Annotated in this window: 13 protein-coding genes; 3 read left to right on the top strand and 10 right to left on the bottom strand. The window is 70.6% G+C overall.

What is annotated here, in order from left to right; all coding sequences use genetic code 11:
* Positions 1–68 precede the first annotated feature (68 nt).
* Positions 69–1,487 (top strand): formate dehydrogenase accessory sulfurtransferase FdhD, encoded by a 1,419-nt coding sequence (fdhD, locus tag AB1634_05035; GenBank protein ID MEW6218886.1) that lies wholly within the window; start codon positions 69–71, stop codon positions 1,485–1,487.
* Positions 1,478–2,452 carry a GTP 3',8-cyclase MoaA gene (moaA, locus tag AB1634_05030; protein ID MEW6218885.1) on the top strand — a complete coding sequence of 325 codons (975 nt, stop codon included), beginning with the start codon at positions 1,478–1,480 and terminating at the stop codon, positions 2,450–2,452. Before fdhD ends, moaA begins: the two co-directional genes overlap by 10 nt.
* Positions 2,453–2,568: 116 nt before the next feature.
* On the opposite strand, the gene AB1634_05025 is transcribed toward moaA, so the two are convergent.
* From AB1634_05025 to kdpA, 6 genes are all read right to left on the bottom strand, one after another.
* Positions 2,569–3,966 (bottom strand): hypothetical protein, encoded by a 1,398-nt coding sequence (locus tag AB1634_05025; GenBank protein MEW6218884.1) that lies wholly within the window; start codon positions 3,964–3,966, stop codon positions 2,569–2,571.
* Between the two features lie 134 nt (positions 3,967–4,100).
* A complete protein-coding gene (locus AB1634_05020; GenBank protein MEW6218883.1) occupies positions 4,101–4,805 on the bottom strand; it encodes a response regulator in 705 nt (234 codons plus the stop codon).
* A complete protein-coding gene (locus AB1634_05015) occupies positions 4,802–7,495 on the bottom strand; it encodes a sensor histidine kinase KdpD (GenBank protein ID MEW6218882.1) in 2,694 nt (897 codons plus the stop codon). The genes AB1634_05020 and AB1634_05015 overlap by 4 nt, the downstream gene beginning before the upstream one ends.
* Positions 7,492–8,058: a potassium-transporting ATPase subunit KdpC gene (kdpC, locus tag AB1634_05010; protein ID MEW6218881.1), complete on the bottom strand. Its 567-nt coding sequence runs from the start codon at positions 8,056–8,058 to the stop codon at positions 7,492–7,494. Before kdpC ends, AB1634_05015 begins: the two co-directional genes overlap by 4 nt.
* Before the next feature lie 42 nt (positions 8,059–8,100).
* A complete protein-coding gene (kdpB, locus tag AB1634_05005) occupies positions 8,101–10,170 on the bottom strand; it encodes a potassium-transporting ATPase subunit KdpB (GenBank protein ID MEW6218880.1) in 2,070 nt (689 codons plus the stop codon).
* 156 nt (positions 10,171–10,326) lie between these two features.
* A complete protein-coding gene (gene kdpA / locus AB1634_05000) occupies positions 10,327–12,078 on the bottom strand; it encodes a potassium-transporting ATPase subunit KdpA (GenBank protein ID MEW6218879.1) in 1,752 nt (583 codons plus the stop codon).
* 343 nt (positions 12,079–12,421) lie between these two features.
* On the opposite strand from kdpA, the gene AB1634_04995 reads away from it, so the two are divergent.
* Complete coding sequence (locus AB1634_04995; protein ID MEW6218878.1) at positions 12,422–15,655, top strand: response regulator; 3,234 nt, start codon at positions 12,422–12,424, stop codon at positions 15,653–15,655.
* Positions 15,656–15,673: 18 nt separating this feature from the next.
* On the opposite strand, the gene AB1634_04990 is transcribed toward AB1634_04995, so the two are convergent.
* The 4 genes from AB1634_04990 to AB1634_04975 all read right to left on the bottom strand — a co-directional run.
* Positions 15,674–17,497, bottom strand: a complete 1,824-nt coding sequence (locus tag AB1634_04990; protein MEW6218877.1) for an ATP-binding cassette domain-containing protein — start codon at positions 17,495–17,497, stop codon at positions 15,674–15,676.
* Between the two features lie 10 nt (positions 17,498–17,507).
* A complete protein-coding gene (locus AB1634_04985; protein ID MEW6218876.1) occupies positions 17,508–18,152 on the bottom strand; it encodes a phosphoribosylanthranilate isomerase in 645 nt (214 codons plus the stop codon).
* Positions 18,153–18,157: 5 nt separating this feature from the next.
* The gene (gene trpC, locus AB1634_04980; GenBank protein MEW6218875.1) at positions 18,158–18,931 is read right to left on the bottom strand and encodes an indole-3-glycerol phosphate synthase TrpC; all 774 of its coding nucleotides are present in this window, start codon (positions 18,929–18,931) and stop codon (positions 18,158–18,160) included.
* Positions 18,932–18,933: 2 nt separating this feature from the next.
* Positions 18,934–19,137 (bottom strand): anthranilate phosphoribosyltransferase (locus AB1634_04975; GenBank protein ID MEW6218874.1); only part of this gene is annotated, 204 nt, incomplete at its 5' end.

The following is a 19,137-nucleotide window of genomic DNA, read 5'->3' as shown; positions in this document are numbered from 1 at the left end:
TGCCGTATGATGTCCAGGCACGGGCTCCGGCCGGGCTGCGCGGCCGGGAGCCAGGGAGAGCCAAGGCGATGGCGGCAGACCGGGCAGGGCGGCAGGAAGAGGAAGGGGCGGTGCTGCTGTGGCAGGACGGCAGGCTCGTGCCGGACGACCACCAGCCGGTGCGGGAATTCCCTCTCACCTTGCGGGTCAACGGCCAGGAGCTGGCGACCCTGGTGGCCTCGCCCCACGATCCGGAGGCCCTGGTGGTGGGCTTTCTGCGCACCCAGGGCCTGGTGCGGGAGCGGGCCGAGATCCGGCAGCTTGAGATCTGCCAGGCCTTTGGCCTCGCCGATATCATCCTGACGCGGCCGGTGCCGGAGGGCCTTTCCCCGGTCCTCACCTCGGGCTGCGGCAGCGGCCTGGTCTTTCACCTGCCCGGGGTGGAAGGCGAGGCGGTGCCGGTGGCCGGCGGGCCGGTGCGGCCGGCGGACCTTTTTGCCCTCATGGCCGCGCTGGGCCGGCACGCCGAGGGCTACCGGGCCCACGGCGGCATCCACTCCGCCGGGGTGGGCCGGGGCGACCGGCTCCTGCTCTGGGCCGAGGATATCGGCCGCCACAACACCCTGGACCGCCTGGCCGGCGCCGCCCTCCTGGCCGGGGAGGATCTTGCCGGCGCCACCCTGGTGGCCTCCGGCCGGGTCTCCTCGGAGATGCTGGCCAAGGCCTATACCCTGGGCATCTCCTGCCTGGCCTCCCGCACCTCGCCCACCGACCTGGCGGTGGCTGCGGCCCGGCGCCTGGGCATCACCCTCATTGGCTATCTTCGGGGCCGGCGCTTCACCGTCTACAGCCATGCCGAGCGGCTCCTGGCGGCGCCGGCCCCCGCCTTGCTGGACGAGGTCACCGGCGTCATCCTCGCCGGCGGCGCCTCCCGCCGCATGGGCCGGGACAAGGCCTTCCTGCCCCTGGCCGGCGAGCCGCTGGTGGCACAAGTCCACCGGACCCTGGCCGGCATCTTCCGGCACCTGGTGCTGGTCACCAACACCCCGGAGCGCTTCGCCTTCCTGGGCTGCCCGTTGGCCGGCGACTTCCGGCCCGGCCTGGGCGCCCTGGCCGGGATCCAGGCGGCGCTGGCTGCCAGCCCCACTGAGCGGATCTTCGTGGCCGCCTGCGACATGCCGGCCCTGAACCCAGCCCTCATCCGGGCACTGTGCGCCTGGAGCCAGGAGGCGGCAGTGGTGGTCCCCGAGGGCACGGAGGGCCTGGAGCCCCTCCACGCCGTCTACAGCCGGCGGGCACTGCCGGCCATCGCCGCTGCTCTGGCCGGAGGCGAGCGCCGGGTGCAGTCCTTCTTCCCCCGGGTGACGGTGGCGGTCATGCCCCGGCAGGAGGTGGCCCGCCTGGATCCGGGCTTCGCTTCCTTCCGCAACCTGAACACCCCGGCAGACTACCTGGCCCTGCCCGGGGCAGACCCTGGCGCCTTGGCGGACGACCTCCCATGTCCCTGACCGACCGCCATGGCCGGCGGATCAACTACCTGCGGCTGTCGGTGACCGACCGCTGCAACCTGGCATGCCGCTATTGCCGGCCGGAGCGCCGGGCCAGGGTGCCGGGGCCGCTGCTGGATCTTGCGGCGGGCTTGCGGCTGGTGCGCACTGCGGTGGGCCTGGGGTTCCAGAAGGTGCGCATCACCGGCGGCGAGCCGCTCCTGCGGCCGGGCATCCTGCCGTTTCTGGCCAAGGTGGCGGCCATTCCGGGCCTCGATGCCCTGGTGCTGACCACCAACGGCACCCTGTTGGCCGACTTTGCCCGGGATCTGCGGCAGGCCGGGGTGCAGCGCCTCAACATCAGCCTGGACAGCCTGGACCCGGCAACCTTCCGCACCCTCACCGGCGGTGGCGAACTGGAACGGGTCCTGGCCGGTGTCGCTGCCGCCGAGGCCGCCGGCTTTGCCTCGGTGAAGCTCAACACCGTGGTGATGCGGGGCGTGAACGAAGAGGAGGTGGCGGACCTGGCGGCGCTCACCATCGAGCGGCCGCTCATCGTCCGCTTCATCGAGCTGATGCCGGTGGCCGGCTGCCGGGACTGGGAGCGGCTGGTGGTGCCGGGCGCTGAGATCCTGGCCCGGCTCCGGCAGCGCTTCCCGGTGCTGGCCGAGGAGGCCAGCGATCTCTCCGGTCCGGCGCGGCCCTTCCGGATCCCGGGGGCCAGGGGCGCTTTGGGCCTCATCACCGCCATGAGCTGCGGCTTCTGCGAGACCTGCAACCGCATCCGGGTGGACGCCGCCGGCCGTGCCCGGGGCTGCCTTTTTGCCAACCAGACCTTCGATCTCGCGCCCTTCCTGGGTCCCGGCCAGGAGGCGGAGTTGGCCGAGGCGATTCGCGGGATCGTCCTGGCCAAGCCCGACCGCCGCCCGCCCCTGGCCGAGGACTCCGGCCGCATCGCCGCATCCATGCAGGCCATCGGCGGCTGATCTGCCCCGGCAGGCGGTTTCGTGTGGGATGGCGGATCGGACGGCACCGCAAGGGGCCGCCCCCCGGGGCTGCCCCTGCCGAGCCGGCGGGCAGCCCCGGAGGGTGGGGGCTGGCACTACAGGGGCTGCTTGGTCACCACCACGTAGACCACATCCCCGAACAGAGGCGGGCCGGGGAGGCCGTTCATGTCGAGGTCCACCCCGAACTGGAAGGCGTAGATGCCGGGCCGCAGCCGGCCCTTGAAGATCTCCAGCGGCGCCAGATCGGCGATCGGCCCCTGCAAGGCGGGGGCGACACCGAGCTGCCAGGCCGGCGCTTCGCCGGCAAGGTCACAAGAGGCGGTGAAGGAGCGGGAGCCCAGGATCATCCACCAGTCGGCGGGCAGGGTGTTGCCCCAGGAGGTGAGCTCCACGGTGACAGTCACGGTCTGGGTCTTGTCGACGACGATGTAGGTGTCCTCGCCATTGGCCTTGACGTCCGGCCGCGGGATACCGATGCCGTTGCCGGTGAAGGACAGGACCGGGGCCGGCTGGTCGGGGTCGTTGGAGGGGATGGTGAGGGTCATGTTGGCCTCACCCGCCTGGCCGGGGGCGAAGGCCACCCCGAAGGTGCAGACCTCGCAGGGCGCCAGGGTCGGATTCCGGCTGCCGCACGGGCTGTTCCCCGCCTCGACGTCCACCGTGAACTGCTGCCAGTCGCCGGCCACCTCGAAGGGCGCCACCACCAGGTCGGCATCACCGGTGTTGGCCAGGGTGATGATCACCGGCGGCGAGGCCCCCTCGGTGAAGGTATCCGGGAAGGGGAGCGTGGTGGCCGCCGGGGCGAGGAAGAGATCGGGAGCCGGCGCGCTCGGCCCTGCCATGGTCACCACCCCGCGGCCGCCGGGCAGGTCCCGCACCTGGAAGGCCACCGGATTGGCGTTGTTGTCCACGGTCAGGTCCGACAGCCAGACATGCATGGGGGCCTGCGCCGGGATGTCGGTGCCCAGGGTGAAGCGGGCGGTGAGATAGGCCGGATGGTCGCCCTGCACGGCGCCCGAGCCGTCCAGCCAGGCATCGGTGAGGGGGGTGGCCGGGTTGCCCATGTTGAAGAGGATCATGCCGCCGGCCCCGTTCCAGTTGGCCAGATTCATGGGGGCGGTGGCAATGGTGTGACCGGCGTAGAGAAGCGGCTGCCAGGTGCAGTCGGGGCTGGAGCCCGAGCAGTCGGGCACTGGAATGTCGTAGCAGCTGCCCTCGTAACAGTACTCCTCGGTAAACCCCGCCAGGGTGGCCTTGCCAGGGTCCCATTTGAGGACCTGCTCAAGGCCAGCGGCCCGGGGCGCGGCCTCCTCGGCCGCCACCACGTTGAGGGGGCACTCCACCGTGCTGCCGCTGGGGCCCGAGACCGCGCAGATCCAGTGCTGGGGCTTGCACACCGCGTCTGCTGCGAGGGCGCCGGCTGGCGCCACCGCACCCAGCACCAGCAGACCCAAGCCGATTGTCACCGTCTGTCGCTTGCCAAGCTCGTCCATGCGAAAGTCCTCCCGGGACCCTGAAAGGCCGTGCACGAAGACGCACGGAGACCACCGGACCCGGCGCCGCCGGTGCGGCACCGCCACCTTCCATGATCGCACAGGCGGCGGGACGAGGACAAGACAGGGCAGGGTCACTCCTCGGCCCGCAGCCGGTAGCCCACCCCGGGCTCGGTGAGGAGGAGGCGGGGCCGGGAGGGGTCGGCCTCGATCTTGCGGCGGAGGTTGCTGACGTTCACCCGCAGCACGTGGGGCTGCTCCAGGTGGGAGGCCCCCCAGATGGCCTTCAGCAGCTGCCGGTGGGTCAGGACCTTGCCGGCATGGGTGACGAAGAGCCGCATCAGCTCGTACTCCGTGGGGGTGAGGGACACCGCCTCGCCGTGGACGAGCACCCGGCGGCGGGCGAGATCGACGGTGAGCTGCCCCAGCCGGAAGACCGGGGCCGGCGCCTGCTGCACGGCCCGGCGCAGGACCACCCGGATCCGCGCCAAGAGCTCGCCGATGCCGAAGGGCTTGGTGAGGTAGTCGTCGGCACCGGCGTCCAGGGCCCCCACCTTGTCGTCCTCCCGCTCCCGCACCGAGAGCACGATGATCGGCGACCGCGACCACTCCCGCAGCCGCCGGATCACCTCCACCCCGTCCATGTCCGGCAGCCCCAGGTCGAGGAGGATGCAGGCCGGTCGCAGGGCCGCGGCCGCCGACAGCGCCAAGTGGCCGTTCTCCGCCACCTGCACGACAAAGCCGCTCGTGGCCAGCACCGTCTGGAGGAAGCGCTGGATGGCCCGGTCGTCGTCCACCACCAGGATGCGGGGCGGGCTGGCGGCACTGGTTGCGCTCATGCCTTTTCTGCCTCGCCGTCCTTAGTCCAGAGGGGCAGCCGGATGATCACCCGCAGGCCGCCACCGGCCCGGTTTTCGGCCCGGATCCTGCCGCCGTGGGCCTCCACCACGCCCTTGCAGATGGACAGCCCCAGGCCGGTGCCGCCGGCGCCTTCGGGCACCGGAATCCGGTAGAACTTGTCGAAGATCCGCTTGAGGTCGTACTCGGGCACCCCAGGACCCCGGTCGGCCAGCTCCAGGCGCAAGCCGGCCTCGTCGGCCCGGGCGGTGATCTCGATGGCGCTGTCCGGCGGGGCATATTTGACGCTGTTCTCCAGGAGATTCACCAGCACCTGGGTCATGAGCCCCATGTCCATGGGCACCAGCGGCAGATCCGGCGGCAGGCCCACCTCGACCTTCCGGTCGCCCAGCCGCTGATCCACAGCCGCCAGGGCGCAGCCGACAAGGTCCTGCACGTCGGCGGGCTCCTCTTTCACCTTGAGGGCCCCGGCCTCCAGCCGGGTCATATCCAAGAGGTTGCCGACAAAGCGGTTCAGGCGCTCCGCCTCGTCGCTGGCGGTGGCGATCAGCTCGCCCTGCTGCCGCTCGGTCAGCCTGGCCCGCTCGCTGTGCAGGCTGCCCAGGATGCCGGTGATGGTGGCCAGGGGCGTCCGGAGATCATGGGAGATGGAGTTCAGAAGCGCCCGCTCCAGGTTCTCCCGGGCTTGCAGGATCTGGGCCTGCTCGGCGTCCCGGGAGAAGCGAACCCGCTCCAGGGCCATGGCCGTCTGGCCGGCGAAGGCGTCCAGGAGCAGCCGGTGCTGCTGGGAGCTGAAAGCCGCCGCGTCGGCAAAGCGGATGCCCAGAACGCCCAGGGTGCTGGCCGCAGTCTGGAGCGGCAGATACAAGAAATCCGCCGAGCCCAGGGTGCCGGTGCCCTGGCCCGCCGGCTGGCGGTTCCGGAAGGCCCAGTCCGCTACCGCCTGCTCTTTGGCGGACAGCTTGACCGCCCCGTCCACGGCCATCACCTCCAGGCGCTCGCCTTCCGCCAGAAAGATCACCAGCTCGGCACCGGCGCTCTCCTTGATGTGCTGCACCACTGCCTTGAGGATGGCCACCGTGTCGGCGGCCACGGCCAGGTCCCGGGAGAGGTAGTAGAGGCTGGCGGTCTGCACCTCGCGGGCGCGCAGGGATTCGGCGCGCTCCCGGCTCTGGGCGACCAGGGAGCTGATGACGAGACCGACGGTGAGAAGGCCGGCAAAGGTGAGGAAGTATTCCTTGTCCGCCACGGTCAGGGCGAAACGGGGGGGCACGAAGAAGAGATCGAAGGCCAGGACACTGGCGAAGGCGGTGAGGGCGGCTGGCCGCCGGCCCAGCCGGACCGCGGCCAGGACCACGGCCAAAAGATAGACCATGACCAGGTTGACCGGCGTGACCACGGACTGAGCCAGCCAGGCAAAGAGCGTGGCCCCGGCCACCAGGGCCAGGGCTGCCAGGGAGCGCGGCCAGGGAAAGGGGCGGCGCAGGCGTCCGGCGGCCAGGGCCCGCGTCCTTTCCGTGGCGCTGATGCTCACCACGTAGACATCGATGCTGCCGCTCCGGCGGATGATCTGATCGACGATGGGCGGCCGCAGGAGCTCCCGCCAGCGGGCCTTGGCCGGTTTGCCGACCACGATCTTGGTGACGTTGTGCCGCTCGGCATACTCCACCACCGCCTCGGGCACCGAGGTGGCGGTGAGGGTCGCCACCTGGGCGCCCATGCTCTCCGCCAGCCGCATGTCCCGCCAGATGCGCTCCCGGTTCTCCCGGGCCTGGCGGCCGCCGTCCGGGGTCTCGATGTAGACCGCATGCCACGAGGCCTTCATCTCGTCGGCCAGGCGCCGGGTGATGCGCATCAGCCGCTCGGAAAAGGGGCTGCCGCTGATGCAGACCAGCAGGCGCTCGGCCGTGGGCCAGGGACCGGCGATGGCACGGGTTTCCAGGTAGGCCCGCATCTGGCCGTCCACCCGGGCGGCGGCGCGGCGCAAGGACAGCTCCCGCAGCGCCATGAGGTTGCCGGGCTGGAAGAACTTCTCCATGGCCTGGGCGGCCTGGGCCGGCACATAGACCTTGCCCTCCCGGAGGCGGTCCAACAGCTCGTCCGGGGAGATATCCACCAGCCTGATCTCCACCGCCCGGTCGAGGATGCTGTCCGGCACCGTCTCCCGGACCGTGACCCCCGTGACCTGGGCCACGAGGTCATTGAGGCTCTCGAAGTGCTGGATGTTGACCGTGGTGTAGACATCGATCCCGGCATGGAGCAGCTCTTCGATGTCCTGCCAGCGCTTCTCGTGCCGGCAGCCGGGGGCGTTGGAGTGGGCCAGCTCGTCCACCAGGGCGATCTGGGGCCGGCGGGCCAGGGTGGCGTCGAGATCCAGCTCCGGCAGCAGGACCCCCTGGTAGCTCACCTGCGCCTTGGGCAGGACCTCCAGGCCGGCCAAGAGGGCGTCGGTCTCCGGCCGGCCATGGGATTCGACATAGGCGGCCACCACGTCCCGGCCCTCACTCTTGCGCTGCCGGGCCACCGCCAGCATCGCATAGGTCTTGCCCACCCCGGCCGCATAGCCCAGGAAGATCTTGAGCCTCCCCTGGCCGGTCTCGGCCTCTTCGGCCTGGGCCAGCTTGAGCAGGGCCTCCGGCGATGGCCGGTGCTCGTCGTCGTGGTCGTTCATTGGCGGCCGTCCAGGGCCAGGTTCAAGAGGAGCACCGTCACCCGGGGCTCGCCGAGAAAGCCCCATTGGCGGTCGATGGTGTGGGCGGTCACCAGCTGCCGGACGGCGTCTTCGCTCAGGCCCCGGGCCTTGGCCACCCGGGGCACCTGGGCCAGGGCCGCCGCCACCGACAGGTGCGGGTCGAGGCCGCTGGCCGAGGCCTGGACGAGATCGGCCGGGATGGCCCCGGTGACGCCTGCCTGCCGCAGGGCCTCCACCCGCGCCGCCACCAGCCGGAGGTAGGCCGGGTTGTTGGGGCCCAGGTTGGAGCCGGCCGAGGCCTCCGGGTTGTACGGGAAGGGTGCGGTGGCCGAGGGCCGGGGCCAGAAGTGGCGCGGATCGGCAAAGGGCTGGCCGATGAGGCGGGAGCCCACGACCTGGCCGCGCTGGTCCCGGATCAGGCTGCCCGCTGCCTGCTCCGGAAAGAGGGCCTGGGCCGCGCCGGTGACCAGGGCCGGGTAGATGCCGCCGCACAGAACGGTCAGGACAAGCACAAGCAGGATGGCTGGCTTGAGGTCTTGCATGAGGCCTTCTCCTTGCCGCAAAGGGCGATCCACAAAAATGCTTCAGACGAACAGCCCCACCAGAAGGTCGATGGCCTTGATGCCGATGAACGGGGCGACGATGCCGCCCAGGCCGAAGACCACGAGGTTGTGGATGAGCAGCCTTTCCGCCGGCAGGGGCCGGAGTTTCGTGCCCTTGAGGGCCAGCGGCACCAGGAGCGGGATGACGATGGCGTTGAAGATGACGGCGGAGAGGATGGCGCTCTCCGGGCTGGCCAGCCCCATGACATTGAGCGCCCCCAGCTCCGGATAGATGGAGACCAGGGCGGCCGGGACGATCGCGAAGTACTTGGCGATGTCGTTGGCGATGCTGAAGGTGGTGAGATTGCCCCGGGTCATGAGGATCTGCTTGCCCACCTCGACGATGTCCAGGAGCTTGGTGGGATTCGAGTCCAGGTCGATGATGTTCGCGGCCTCCCGGGCCGGCTGGGTGCCGGTGCTCATGGCCACCGCCACGTCCGCCTGGGCCAGGGCCGGGGCGTCGTTGGTGCCGTCGCCGGTCATGGCCACCATGAGCCCGGCCTCCTGATTCTCCCGGATGAGCTTGAGCTTGTCTTCGGGCCGGGCCTGGGCGAGGAAGTCGTCCACCTGGGCCTCGGCGGCGATGGCCGCGGCGGTCAGGGGATTGTCGCCGGTGATCATCACGGTTCTGATCCCCATGCTCCGGAGCTGCTGGAACCGCTCCTGGATCCCGCTCTTGATGATGTCCTTGAGGTTGATGACGCCCAGGATCTCCTGGTCGCAGCAGACCGCGAGCGGGGTGGCGCCGGCCCGGGCGATGGCGTCCACCGCGTCCGTCAGCCCGGCCACGACGGCGCGTCCTCCTGCCTGCCTGGCAAAGGCCACCACCGATTCCGCCGCCCCCTTGCGGAACCGCTTGCCCCCGGCATCGATGCCGGACAGCCGGGTCTCGGCGGCAAACGGGACGGACCGGGCGTCCGGCGGCAGGGGCGCCGGCTTGATCCCGTACTTCTGGGTGGCGAGCTTGACGATGCTCCGTCCCTCCGGGGTCTCGTCGGTCATGGAGGCCAGGAGGGCCGCCTCGGCCACTTGCCGCTCCCCATGTCCCCCCACCGGGATGAAGGCCACCGCTTCCCGGTTGCCGTGGGTGATGGTGCCGGTCTTGTCGAGCAGCAGCACATTGACGTCGCCGGCGGCCTCGATGGCCCGGCCGGAGAGGGCGATGACGTTCTTCTGGAAGAGCCGGTCCATGCCGGCGATGCCGATGGCCGGCAGAAGGGCCGCGATGGTGGTGGGCGCCAGGCAGACGAACAGGGCCACGAGCATGGTCAAGGAGACCGGCGTCCCCTGGCCGGCTGCCCGGACGCTGGAGATGGCCAGGGGGCTCAGGTTGGCGCAGACCAGGAGGAAGACCACGGTGAGGGCGATGAGCAGCACCTCCAGCGCCACCTCGTTGGGGGTCTTGCGCCGTTTGGCACCCTCGATGAGGGAGATCATCCGGTCGAGGAAGGTCTCGCCAGGGTTGGCGGTGATGCGCACGATGATGGCGTTGGCCATGACCTTGGTGCCGCCGGTGACCGCGCTGCGGTCGCCGCCCGACTCGCGCACCACCGGCGCCGACTCGCCGGTCACCGCCGCCTCGTTCACCAGCGCCGCGCCGGCCACCACCTCGCCGTCGCCGGCGATCAGCTCTCCGGGCTCCACCAGGATGCAGTCATCCACCCGCAGCCGGTGGGCCGGCACCTGGGTGACTGCGGCGTCGAAGGACGGCTGGGCAAGGCGCTTGGCCATGACCTCGGTGCGGGTCTTGCGGAGCGAGGCAGCCCGCGCCTTGCCGCGGCCCTCGGCCAGGGCCTCGGCAAAGGTGGCGAAGAGCACGGTCATCCAGAGCCAGAGCGCCACCAGGCCGGTGAACCAGGCCGGCTCGGCCACCCGGTCCAGGAGGGACAGCACGAAGGTGATGAGGGTGATGCAGCTTGCGACCTCCACCGAGAGCATCACCGGACTCTTCCACAGGGTGCGCGGGTCGAGCTTCCGGAACGCCTCCACCAGCGCCGGCCGCAGGATCTGGGCGCTGAACAGGGAGATCGGCTGCGGAGGGTGCTTGCTCATAGGGCTTCTCCAAGGTTTTTTGATCCCATCATTCCCATGATTCCCATAACTCCCATGAGAGCGAGGCTGCTTATGGGAATTATGGGAATCATGGGAGCCATGGGAGCTGTGGGAGCTGTGGGAGCCAGGGGGAGCGTCGCGCTCCTCGGCCCGGATCTAGCCGATCAGACGCAGGTGCTCGGCCACCGGTCCCAGGGCCAGGGCCGGGAAGAAGGTCAGGGCGCCGACGATGAGGATGACGAGCAGAAGCCACAGGGCAAAGGGCGCCCGATCCGTGGGCAGGGTGCCGATGCTGGGCGGCACGTATCTCTTTTCGGCCAGGCCGCCGGCCAGGCACAGCACGGCCACCGCGGGCACGTAGCGGCCCAGGAGCATGACCAAGGCGCCCAGCAGGGTATAGAAATCGGTGGCAGCGTTGAGGCCGGCGAAGGCGGAGCCGTTGTTGTTGGCCATGGAGGCAAAGGCGTAGAGCACCTCGGTGAGGCCATGGGCGCCGGGGTTGGCCATGGCGGCCGTCGCTGCCGGGGTGAGCATGGCGACGCCGGAGCCGATCAGAACCAGGACCCCTGCCGTGAGGATGGCCAGGATCGCCATCCACATCTCCCGCACCTCGATCTTCTTGCCCAGATACTCCGGCGTGCGGCCGATCATGAGGCCGGAGACAAAGACGGCGATGACCGCGAAGGCCAGCATGGTGTAGAGGCCCGAGCCCACGCCGCCGAAGATGATCTCGCCCAGGAGGATGAGGCCCAACGGGATCATCCCGGCCAGCGGGGTCAGGGAGTCATGCATGGTGCTCACGGCGCCGCAGGAGGTGCCTGTGGTCGACACCGTGAAAAGGGAGCTGGCCGCCAGCCCGAAGCGGGCCTCCTTGCCCTCGAGATTGCCGCCCGCCACCCCCAGCTGGGCCAGCTGCGGATTGCCGGCCGCTTCCAGCCCCTGCAGCAGAGCGAACGAGGCCACCAGCACCAGGAGCATGACTGCCAGGAGCGCCCAGCCCTGCCGGGGGTTGCCGACCAGGACCCCGAAGGTGCAGGTGAGGCTGCTGGGGATGAGGAGGATGAGCAGGATCTCCAGGAGGTTGGACAGCGGGGTCGGGTTCTCGAAGGGGTGGGCGGAATTGGCGTTGAAGAAGCCGCCGCCATTGGTGCCCAGCTCCTTGATCGCTTCCTGGGAGGCCACCGGCCCCATGGGCAGCAGCACCCCCGGCACTGCGACGGTTCCGGTCACCGGGCTGCCGGCCGCGTCCGGTCGCGGTTGCTCAGAGCGGGTCGGCTCCAGGAGCGGCACCGGACGGTAGGGGCGGAAGCTTTGAATCACGCCCTGGGAGACCAGGACGATGGCGGCCAGGAAGGCGAGGGGCAACAGGATGTAGAGGGTGCCGCGGACAAGGTCCACCCAGAAGTTGCCAACCGTGGCGGTCTGGCGCCGAACAACGCCGCGGATGAGGGCCACGGCCACGGCCATGCCGGTGGCGGCGGAGAGGAAGTTGTGGACGGTGAGCCCCAGCATCTGGGTCAGGTAGCTTGCCGCCTCGCCGCTGTAGGCCTGCCAGTTGGTGTTGGTCGTGAAGCTCACCGCGGTGCAAAGCGCCAGTGGCCAGGAGAAGCCCGGCCGTCCCTGGGGGTTTCCCGGCAGCCGATGCTGGAGAAGAAGGAGCGCCAAAAGGCCGGCAAAGAGCAGCAGGTTCGACAGCAGCATGGCCCGGGCATACCGCTTCCAGTCCATCTCCTCCTCCGGCGCCACCCCGGAGATCCGGTAGATGAGGCTCTCGACGGGGGCAAGGGCCGGGGACAGCCAGGTGCGCTCCCCCTGGTAGACCCTGGCCATGAACCCGCCCAGGGGCTTCACCAGCGCCAGCAGCACCGCAAAGAACAGCCCGGTCTGCAGCCAGGCATACCCATCCATGATGCTTTCCTCCTCGTTGTGAAGCGCTGTCCTGACCTCTTGTAGTCCAGCACGGCCGGCTTTCGCCTGTCCACGGGAAATGTGGCCATCATACCGGCCTGGGCATCAAGACGGCGTCAAGAAGAGGGGGGCGGACATCAAGAAGGGATCAAGAAGAGCGATCCGGGGATGGCCGGCGGCTGAAGCCGAGCGCCGGCTCATGCCGCTCCGGGGCCTGGCCGGGGTCGATCTTGACGGTTTTTGGGCTGGTGGCGTATGGTGGTGAGTCGGTCTATCGGTCTGCCTTCCCCTGGCCAATCCGCCGGGGTCTCATGACCTGCCTCGGAAGCAAGGATTCTTTCCGGTGTCCCTCGCAAGCCGCCTGTCTGTCCGCTGGGTCCTCGTCTCCTGTCTGGTCGTTCTGGGCGGGATCCTGGCCGCTTTTTCGGCACACCTCATCTGGGAGGCGACCGGCACCTACCGCACCGTCAGCCAGCTGCAAAAGGGCAACACCGCCTTTGCCCAGCTCCTCAGGGGCTTCGAGGGCCTCAACTTCTTCCTGGCCCGGCTTACCGTGATCCTGGGCAGCGGCAGCCTGCCCTCCCCCATGGACGAGCAGTTCCTGCGGCAGAATGCCGAGCTGGCCAGAGAGCACCTGGTGGCCGCCTTGGCCATCGACTGGCAGGCCCAGGAGCGGCCGGAGCTGGACCATCTGCGGCGGGAGGTGGCGGAGCTTCTGGATGCCCGCCAGGGGATCTTCGCCCTGTTGGGCATGGAGGGGGGGGCGCCGGCGGATCACGAGCAGGTCTGGAGCTGGGTGGGCCGGGCTGGCCGGCTGGTGGAGACCCTCCACATCCTTCTGGTCGACCTGGTCTACCTGGATGCCCCCAAGGGCTTCATCGGCGAGTCCCGGATCGTCCAGCTGCGCCAGCTGCAGCTCGATGCCGTCAATCTGGAGCGGGCGATCCTCACCGCCACCAGCAACGCCCACATCGGCGCCCGGCTCGGCCGGGGCCGGCCCGGGCCGGAATCGGTGCGCCTGCTCCAGGCCATGGCCGAGATCCGGGTTCTGCTTGCGGGGATGCGGCGCATGGGACCGGACGTCGGCAGCAGTCAGCTGCAGGCATCCCTGGATCGGGTGGTGGGCACCGTGATCTACGAGGTGCTCCCCATCCTGGAGACCATTCTGGCGGCGCCGCCCGCCCGGGAGCACGGGGTGGAGGAGCGGGATTTTGTCCTGCAGCAGGAGCGGGTGCTGGCGGCGATCGCCGAGCTGGATACCGGTCTGGCCCGGCTGCTCCGGGCCCGCATCGCCAGCCTACGGCGGCAGGCCACCGCGGTCCTGGCCCTGTCCTGGGGCGGGACCCTTGCGGCCGCAGGGGTCATCGTCTTCACCATGGTCTATGTCTTGACCCGGCTGGTGCGACCCGTCGAGGGCATCATCCGTGCCCTCCAGTCCTTCAAGGACGGCGACCTGGAAACCCGGCTGCCCCCCCTGGGGGATGCCCGGGAGATGGTCCGGCTGGGCGAGGGGGTGGAGGCCTTCCGCAGCGCGCTCCTGATGCGCGAGGCCGGGGTGCGGGAAAGCCTGGCGGCCAAGGATATCGCCGAGGCGGCCGCCCAGGCCAAGTCCGAGTTCCTGGCCACCATGAGCCACGAGATCCGCACCCCCATGAACGGGGTCATTGGGCTGACGGATCTCCTTCTCGATTCCCGGCTGGATCCGGATCAGCGCCACCTGGCCGAGACCATCCGCCGGTCGGGGGAGGCCCTGCTCACCATCATCAACGATATTCTGGACTACTCGAAGCTGGAGGCGGCCCGGATTGAGCTGGCCCGGGAGGAGTTCCGCCTCCTGGACCTGGTGGAAGGGGTGGTCATGGTCCTGGGCCCCCGGGCCGCCAGCGGCGGTCTCGAGCTGCTGTACCTGGTCTCCCCGGACTGCCAGCGCAGCTTTGTGGGCGATCCCGGGCGCCTCCGGCAGATCCTCATGAACCTGGTGGCCAATGCCATCCGGTTCACGGAACAAGGCGGGGTGTGGATCCGGGTGGATGGCCAGGGGAGCGCTGGCGGCGAGGAGCGCATCCGCTTTGCGATCCACGATACCGGGGTCGGCATCCCGCCGGAGGCCCAGTCCCGGCTCTTCCAGCGCTTCCACCAGGTGGACGCCTCGCCGGCGCGCCGCACCGGCGGCACCGGGCTGGGCCTCGCCATCTGCAAGGGCCTGGTGGAGGCCATGGGGGGCGAGATCGGTCTTGCCAGCGCCCCGGGGCGGGGCAGCACCTTCTGGTTCGCGATCCCCTTGGGCACCGTGGCCGGCGAGCAGACGGCGGATCGGGAGGTCCCCGCCATCCTCCTCCAGGGCCGCCGGATCCTGGTGGCGGCCGGCCATCCGATGAGCCGGGAGATCCTGGAGCAGGTGCTGGCCGGCTGGGGCATGACGGTGCGGCCGGCGGCGGCGGTCGGCGAGGCCATGGCGGCCTTGACCGAGGCGGCGGCCAGCGGCCGGCCCTACGATCTCCTGCTCGCCGACGTTCTGATGGCCGATGTGCCTGGACCGGCTCTGCTGCGGGAGGTGCGGGGCCACCCCAACCTCCGCCGCCTGCCCGCCCTCCTTCTTTCCCCGGTGGCGGTGGCCGAGCTGCTCAGCATCTATCCGGACCTCGCGGGGGAGACCATCCTCACCAAGCCGGTGCTCCACAAGAGCCTGTTCCGGGGCATGGCCGTCAGCCTGGGCCTGGTGCGCTCGGCCGAGGCGACCGCCGCCGCCGGTCCGTCCGGCCCGGCGGCGCCAGCCGTCCAGGGCCGGCGTTTCCGGGTTCTGGTGGCCGATGACCACGAGGTCAGCCGCATGGTGGCCTGCGAGATGGTGCGCCGGCTCGGCCACGATGTGGTGGCGGTGGCCAACGGCCGGGAGGCGGTGGCTGCGGTGGCAAACGGCGATTACGACCTGGTGCTGATGGATGTCCGCATGCCGGAGATGGACGGTCTGGAGGCGACCCGGATCATCCGCGACCAGGATGCCTTTCTGCCCATCATCGCCCTGACCGCCAACGCCGGCCCAGCGGAGATCCAGGCCTGCCTGGACGCCGGCATGGAGGGCGCCCTGGCCAAGCCCCTGCAAATCCAGCGGCTGCACGAGCTCTTCGCCTCCCTCCACGGCCGGCTGCTGGACCCGGTCGCCGCCTGCCTGCCCGCCTGGGACGAGCCGCCCCACCCCGGGGGCGCGGGCGGCCTGGACCGGGAGCGGCTGGTCAGCCTGTTGGCCCTCTTGGGCAAGGACAAGACGAAGGCCCTCTGCGAGGCATACCTGACGAGCGGGCAAGAAACAGTGGCCCGCTTGCAGGCCGACTTGGGCCAGGGCAACCGGGAAGGGATCGGCCGGGAGGCCCACGGCCTCAAAGGGGCGGCTGCCTACATCGGGGCCGAGGCCGTGGCCACGGTGGCCGGCCAACTGGAAGAGGCGGCCGAAAAGGCCGACCGCGACACCCTGTCCGCCCTGGTCGAAGAGCTCCGGGTCTCCCTGGCCGCCTCCAGCCGCCGGATCGGGGAGGTTCTGGGCCCCCAGTGTCCGCCCCCCCCGGACCAGGTTGTCTAGAGACCCCGACCCCGCCCGCTACCGCTCCAAGGCCTGCTCCCGGAGCGCTTCCAGCTCCTGCCAGCGCTGGTAGGCCCGGCCGATCTCGTCCTCCAGCGCCGCCAGGCGGGCGGCGGCGGCACTCACCCGGGAGCCGTTGCCCTGAAAGAAGCCGGGATCGGCCATTGCAGCTGCCAGCGCGCTCTGTTCCGCTTCCAGGGCCTCGATGGCGGCCGGTAGCCCGGTAAGCTCCTGTTCCTCCCGGAACGAGAGCTTGCGCCGGCCGGCCGTCACCGGCCGGGGCCGCTCCTGGCGGGACGGCTTGGCGGACGGCCGCACCGGCGCGGCGGCGGGGCGCAGGTTCTGCCAGTCCGAGTAGCCGCCGGCATACTCCACCACCTGCCCCTTCCCCTCGAAGACCAGGGTGCTGGTGACCACGTTGTCCAGGAAGGCCCGGTCGTGGCTGACCACCAGCACGGTGCCCGGATACTCCTGGAGCAGCTCCTCCAACAGCTCCAGGGTCTCCACATCGAGATCGTTGGTGGGCTCATCGAGCACCAGGACGTTGGCCGGCCGGGCAAAGAGCTTGGCCAGGAGCAGGCGGTTGCGCTCGCCGCCCGACAGGATCCGCACCGGCTGGCGGACTCGGGCCGGCGGGAAGAGGAAGTCCTGCAGGTAGCCGATGGCGTGGCGGCGTACGCCGCTGATCTCCACGGAATCGCCGCCCTCGGTGAGGTTGGCGATGACGCTGGCCTCGTCGTCCAGCTGGGCCCGCTCCTGATCGAAAAAGAGGGGCTCAAGGTTGGTGCCCAGGCGGAGGTGGCCGCTGGTCGGGGCCAGCTCTCCCAGGAGGAGGCGCAACAGGGTGGTCTTGCCGGCGCCATTGGGGCCGATGATGCCGATGCGGTCGCCCCGCAGCACGGTGGTGGTGAGATGGGCAATGACCGGCCGGTCGCCGTAGCTGAAGGAGACGTCCTCCAGCACCGCCACCAGCCGGCCGGACAGAACGGCGCTGGTGATCGCCATGCGCACCTGGCCCAGCTCCTGGCGGCGGTTGGCCCGCTCCCGGCGCATGGCCAAAAGGGCCCGCACCCGGCCCTCGTTGCGGGTGCGCCGCGCCTTGACCCCCTGGCGGATCCAGGCCTCCTCCTGGGCAAGCTTCTTGTCGAATCTGGCGTCCTGGCCGCAGGCGGCGGCCAGGGCCTCCTCCTTGCGCCGCAGGTAGACGGCGTAGTCGCCGGGCCAGCTGGTGAGGGCACCGTGCTCCAGATCAAGGATGCGGGTGGCCAACCGGCGCAGGAGCTGGCGGTCGTGGGTGACGAAGACCACGGTGGCCCGGCCGGCCAGGAGATGCTCTTCGAGCCAGGTGATGGCGCTCAGGTCCAGATGGTTGGTGGGCTCGTCCAGGAGCACCAGGTCCGGGTCGCCCACCAGGGCCCGGGCCAGCAGGACCCGCCGCTTGAGGCCACCGGAAAGCTCGCCGAAGGATGCCTCGGCCGGGAGCGCCATGCGGGAGAGGATGGCCGCCACCGGCTGCTCGTGCCGCCAGTCGCGAGCGCAAGCCGGATCAGGCCCCCCGGCGGCCGGTGCCAGCCCGCCGGCCACCACCTGCCGCACGCTGCCGGTCAGCCCGGCGGGGACCTTCTGGGGCAGGTAGGCGACCCGCAGGCCGGGCTGCCGGAAGATCTGGCCCTGGTCCGGCGCCAGCTGGCCGGTGAGGATGGAAAGGAGGGTCGATTTGCCGGCCCCGTTGCGGCCCACCAGGCAGATCCGCTCTCCGGCCTCGATCTGCAGGCAGACCCGCTCCAGCAAGGGATGGGAGGTGTAGCTGACAAAGACGTCTTGCAGGACGACCAGGGCCATCGAGGGGCCCTCAGCGGGCGAGGTCGGCCTGCCGGATGGCGGCCAGGGCGGCCAGGGCCAGGGCGGGATCCTTGATCCCCGGGGCCTGCTCGACCCCGGAGTTGAGATCCACCCCGTACGGATGGAGGCGGGCCACCGCCGGGCCAACGTTGGCGGGGGCAAGCCCACCGGCCAGGATCCAGGGCAGGGGCGGGGCGAGGTCGGCGAGCCGGCTCCAATCGAAGGCCAAGCCGGTGCCACCGGCCTGGCCAGGCTGGTAGGTGTCGAACAGGAGGCCTGCCACGGCGCCCAGGTAGGGCACCAGATCCTGGCGCCGGGTGTGGGGGCCGACCCGGATCGCCTTCACCACCGGCCGGGCAAGCGCCCGGCACAGCTCCGGCGGCTCGCTGCCGTGCAGCTGCACCGCGGCCAGGCGGCAGAAGGCAGCGATCTGGGCCACCTCGGCGGCGGTGGCATCCACGAACACCCCCACCGGGGCCACGAAGGGCGGCAGCCCCCGGATGATGTCCCGGGCCTGCTCCGGGCTCACCCGCCGGGGGCTCTTGGCGGCGAAGATGAAGCCCAGGGCATCGACGCCAGCGGCAGCCAGGAAATGGGCGTCGGCCGCACGGGTGATGCCGCAGACCTTGATCCGGGTGCGTACCTCGGCAGCCATGGGCTCTAGACAGCGCCCAGGAGCGACCGCAGGGCCTGGGCCCGGTCCGCCGCCCGCATCAGGGTCTCGCCGATGAGGGCGGCGCGGATGCCGGCATCGGCCAGGCGCCGGAGGTCGTCCCGGCTGCGGATCCCGGACTCGCTCACCACCGGGATCGCCTCGGGCAAGAGCCTTTTCAGCCGCAGGCTGGTGGCCAGGTCCACGGTGAAGTCCTTGAGGTTGCGGTTGTTGATGCCCAGAAGGCGAGCGCCGGCCACCATGGCCCGCTCCAGCTCCCACTCGTCGTGGACCTCGAGAAGGACATCGAGACCGCAGGCCTCGGCCACGGCCAGGAGGTCCCTGAGCGCAGCGTCATCGAGGATGGCGGCAATGAGCAGCACCGCGTCCGCCCCATGGGCCCGGGCCTCGGTGATCTGCAGCTCGTGGATGATGAAATCCTTGCGCAGCACCGGCAGCGGCACCTCCCCCCGCACCTGGGGGATGAAGGCCAGGTCGCCCTGGAAATAGTCGGCATCGGTCAGGACGCTGATCGCCCGGGCCCCGCCGTCCAGGTAGGCCCTGGCAATGGCCACCGGCTCGAAGTCGGAGCTGATGAGGCCCTTGGACGGTGAAGCCCGCTTGATCTCGCCGATGATGGCCAGGTCCGAGCCCTCGGTCAGGGCCCGGACAAAGCCCCGGGGCGGCGCCACAGGCTCGGCGGGCGGCCGCACCCCCTGCCGCCGCAGGCGGGCCACCTCTTCTTTTTTGGTGGCGACGATGCGATCGAGAATGGTCGCCATGCTCAGCCCCGGCCGAAGGCCACCAGGTCCTCCAGCTTGGCCAGGGCGGCGCCGGAGGCGATGGTCTTCCGGGCCAGGGCCACGCCGTCGGCCAGGGAGGCGGCCCGGCCGGCCGCCAGAAAGGCGGCGCCGGCGTTGAGCACGGCCATGTCCGCCCGGGGACCAGGCTGGCCGCCCAGGGCCGCCTTGAGGATGACCGCCGCCTC

The sequence above is a fragment of the Thermodesulfobacteriota bacterium genome, assembly GCA_040755095.1.
Lineage (GTDB): Bacteria > Desulfobacterota > Desulfobulbia > Desulfobulbales > JBFMBH01 > JBFMBH01.
Note: the sequence above shows the minus strand (reverse complement) of the source record. Positions and strands in the feature narration are given on the sequence as shown.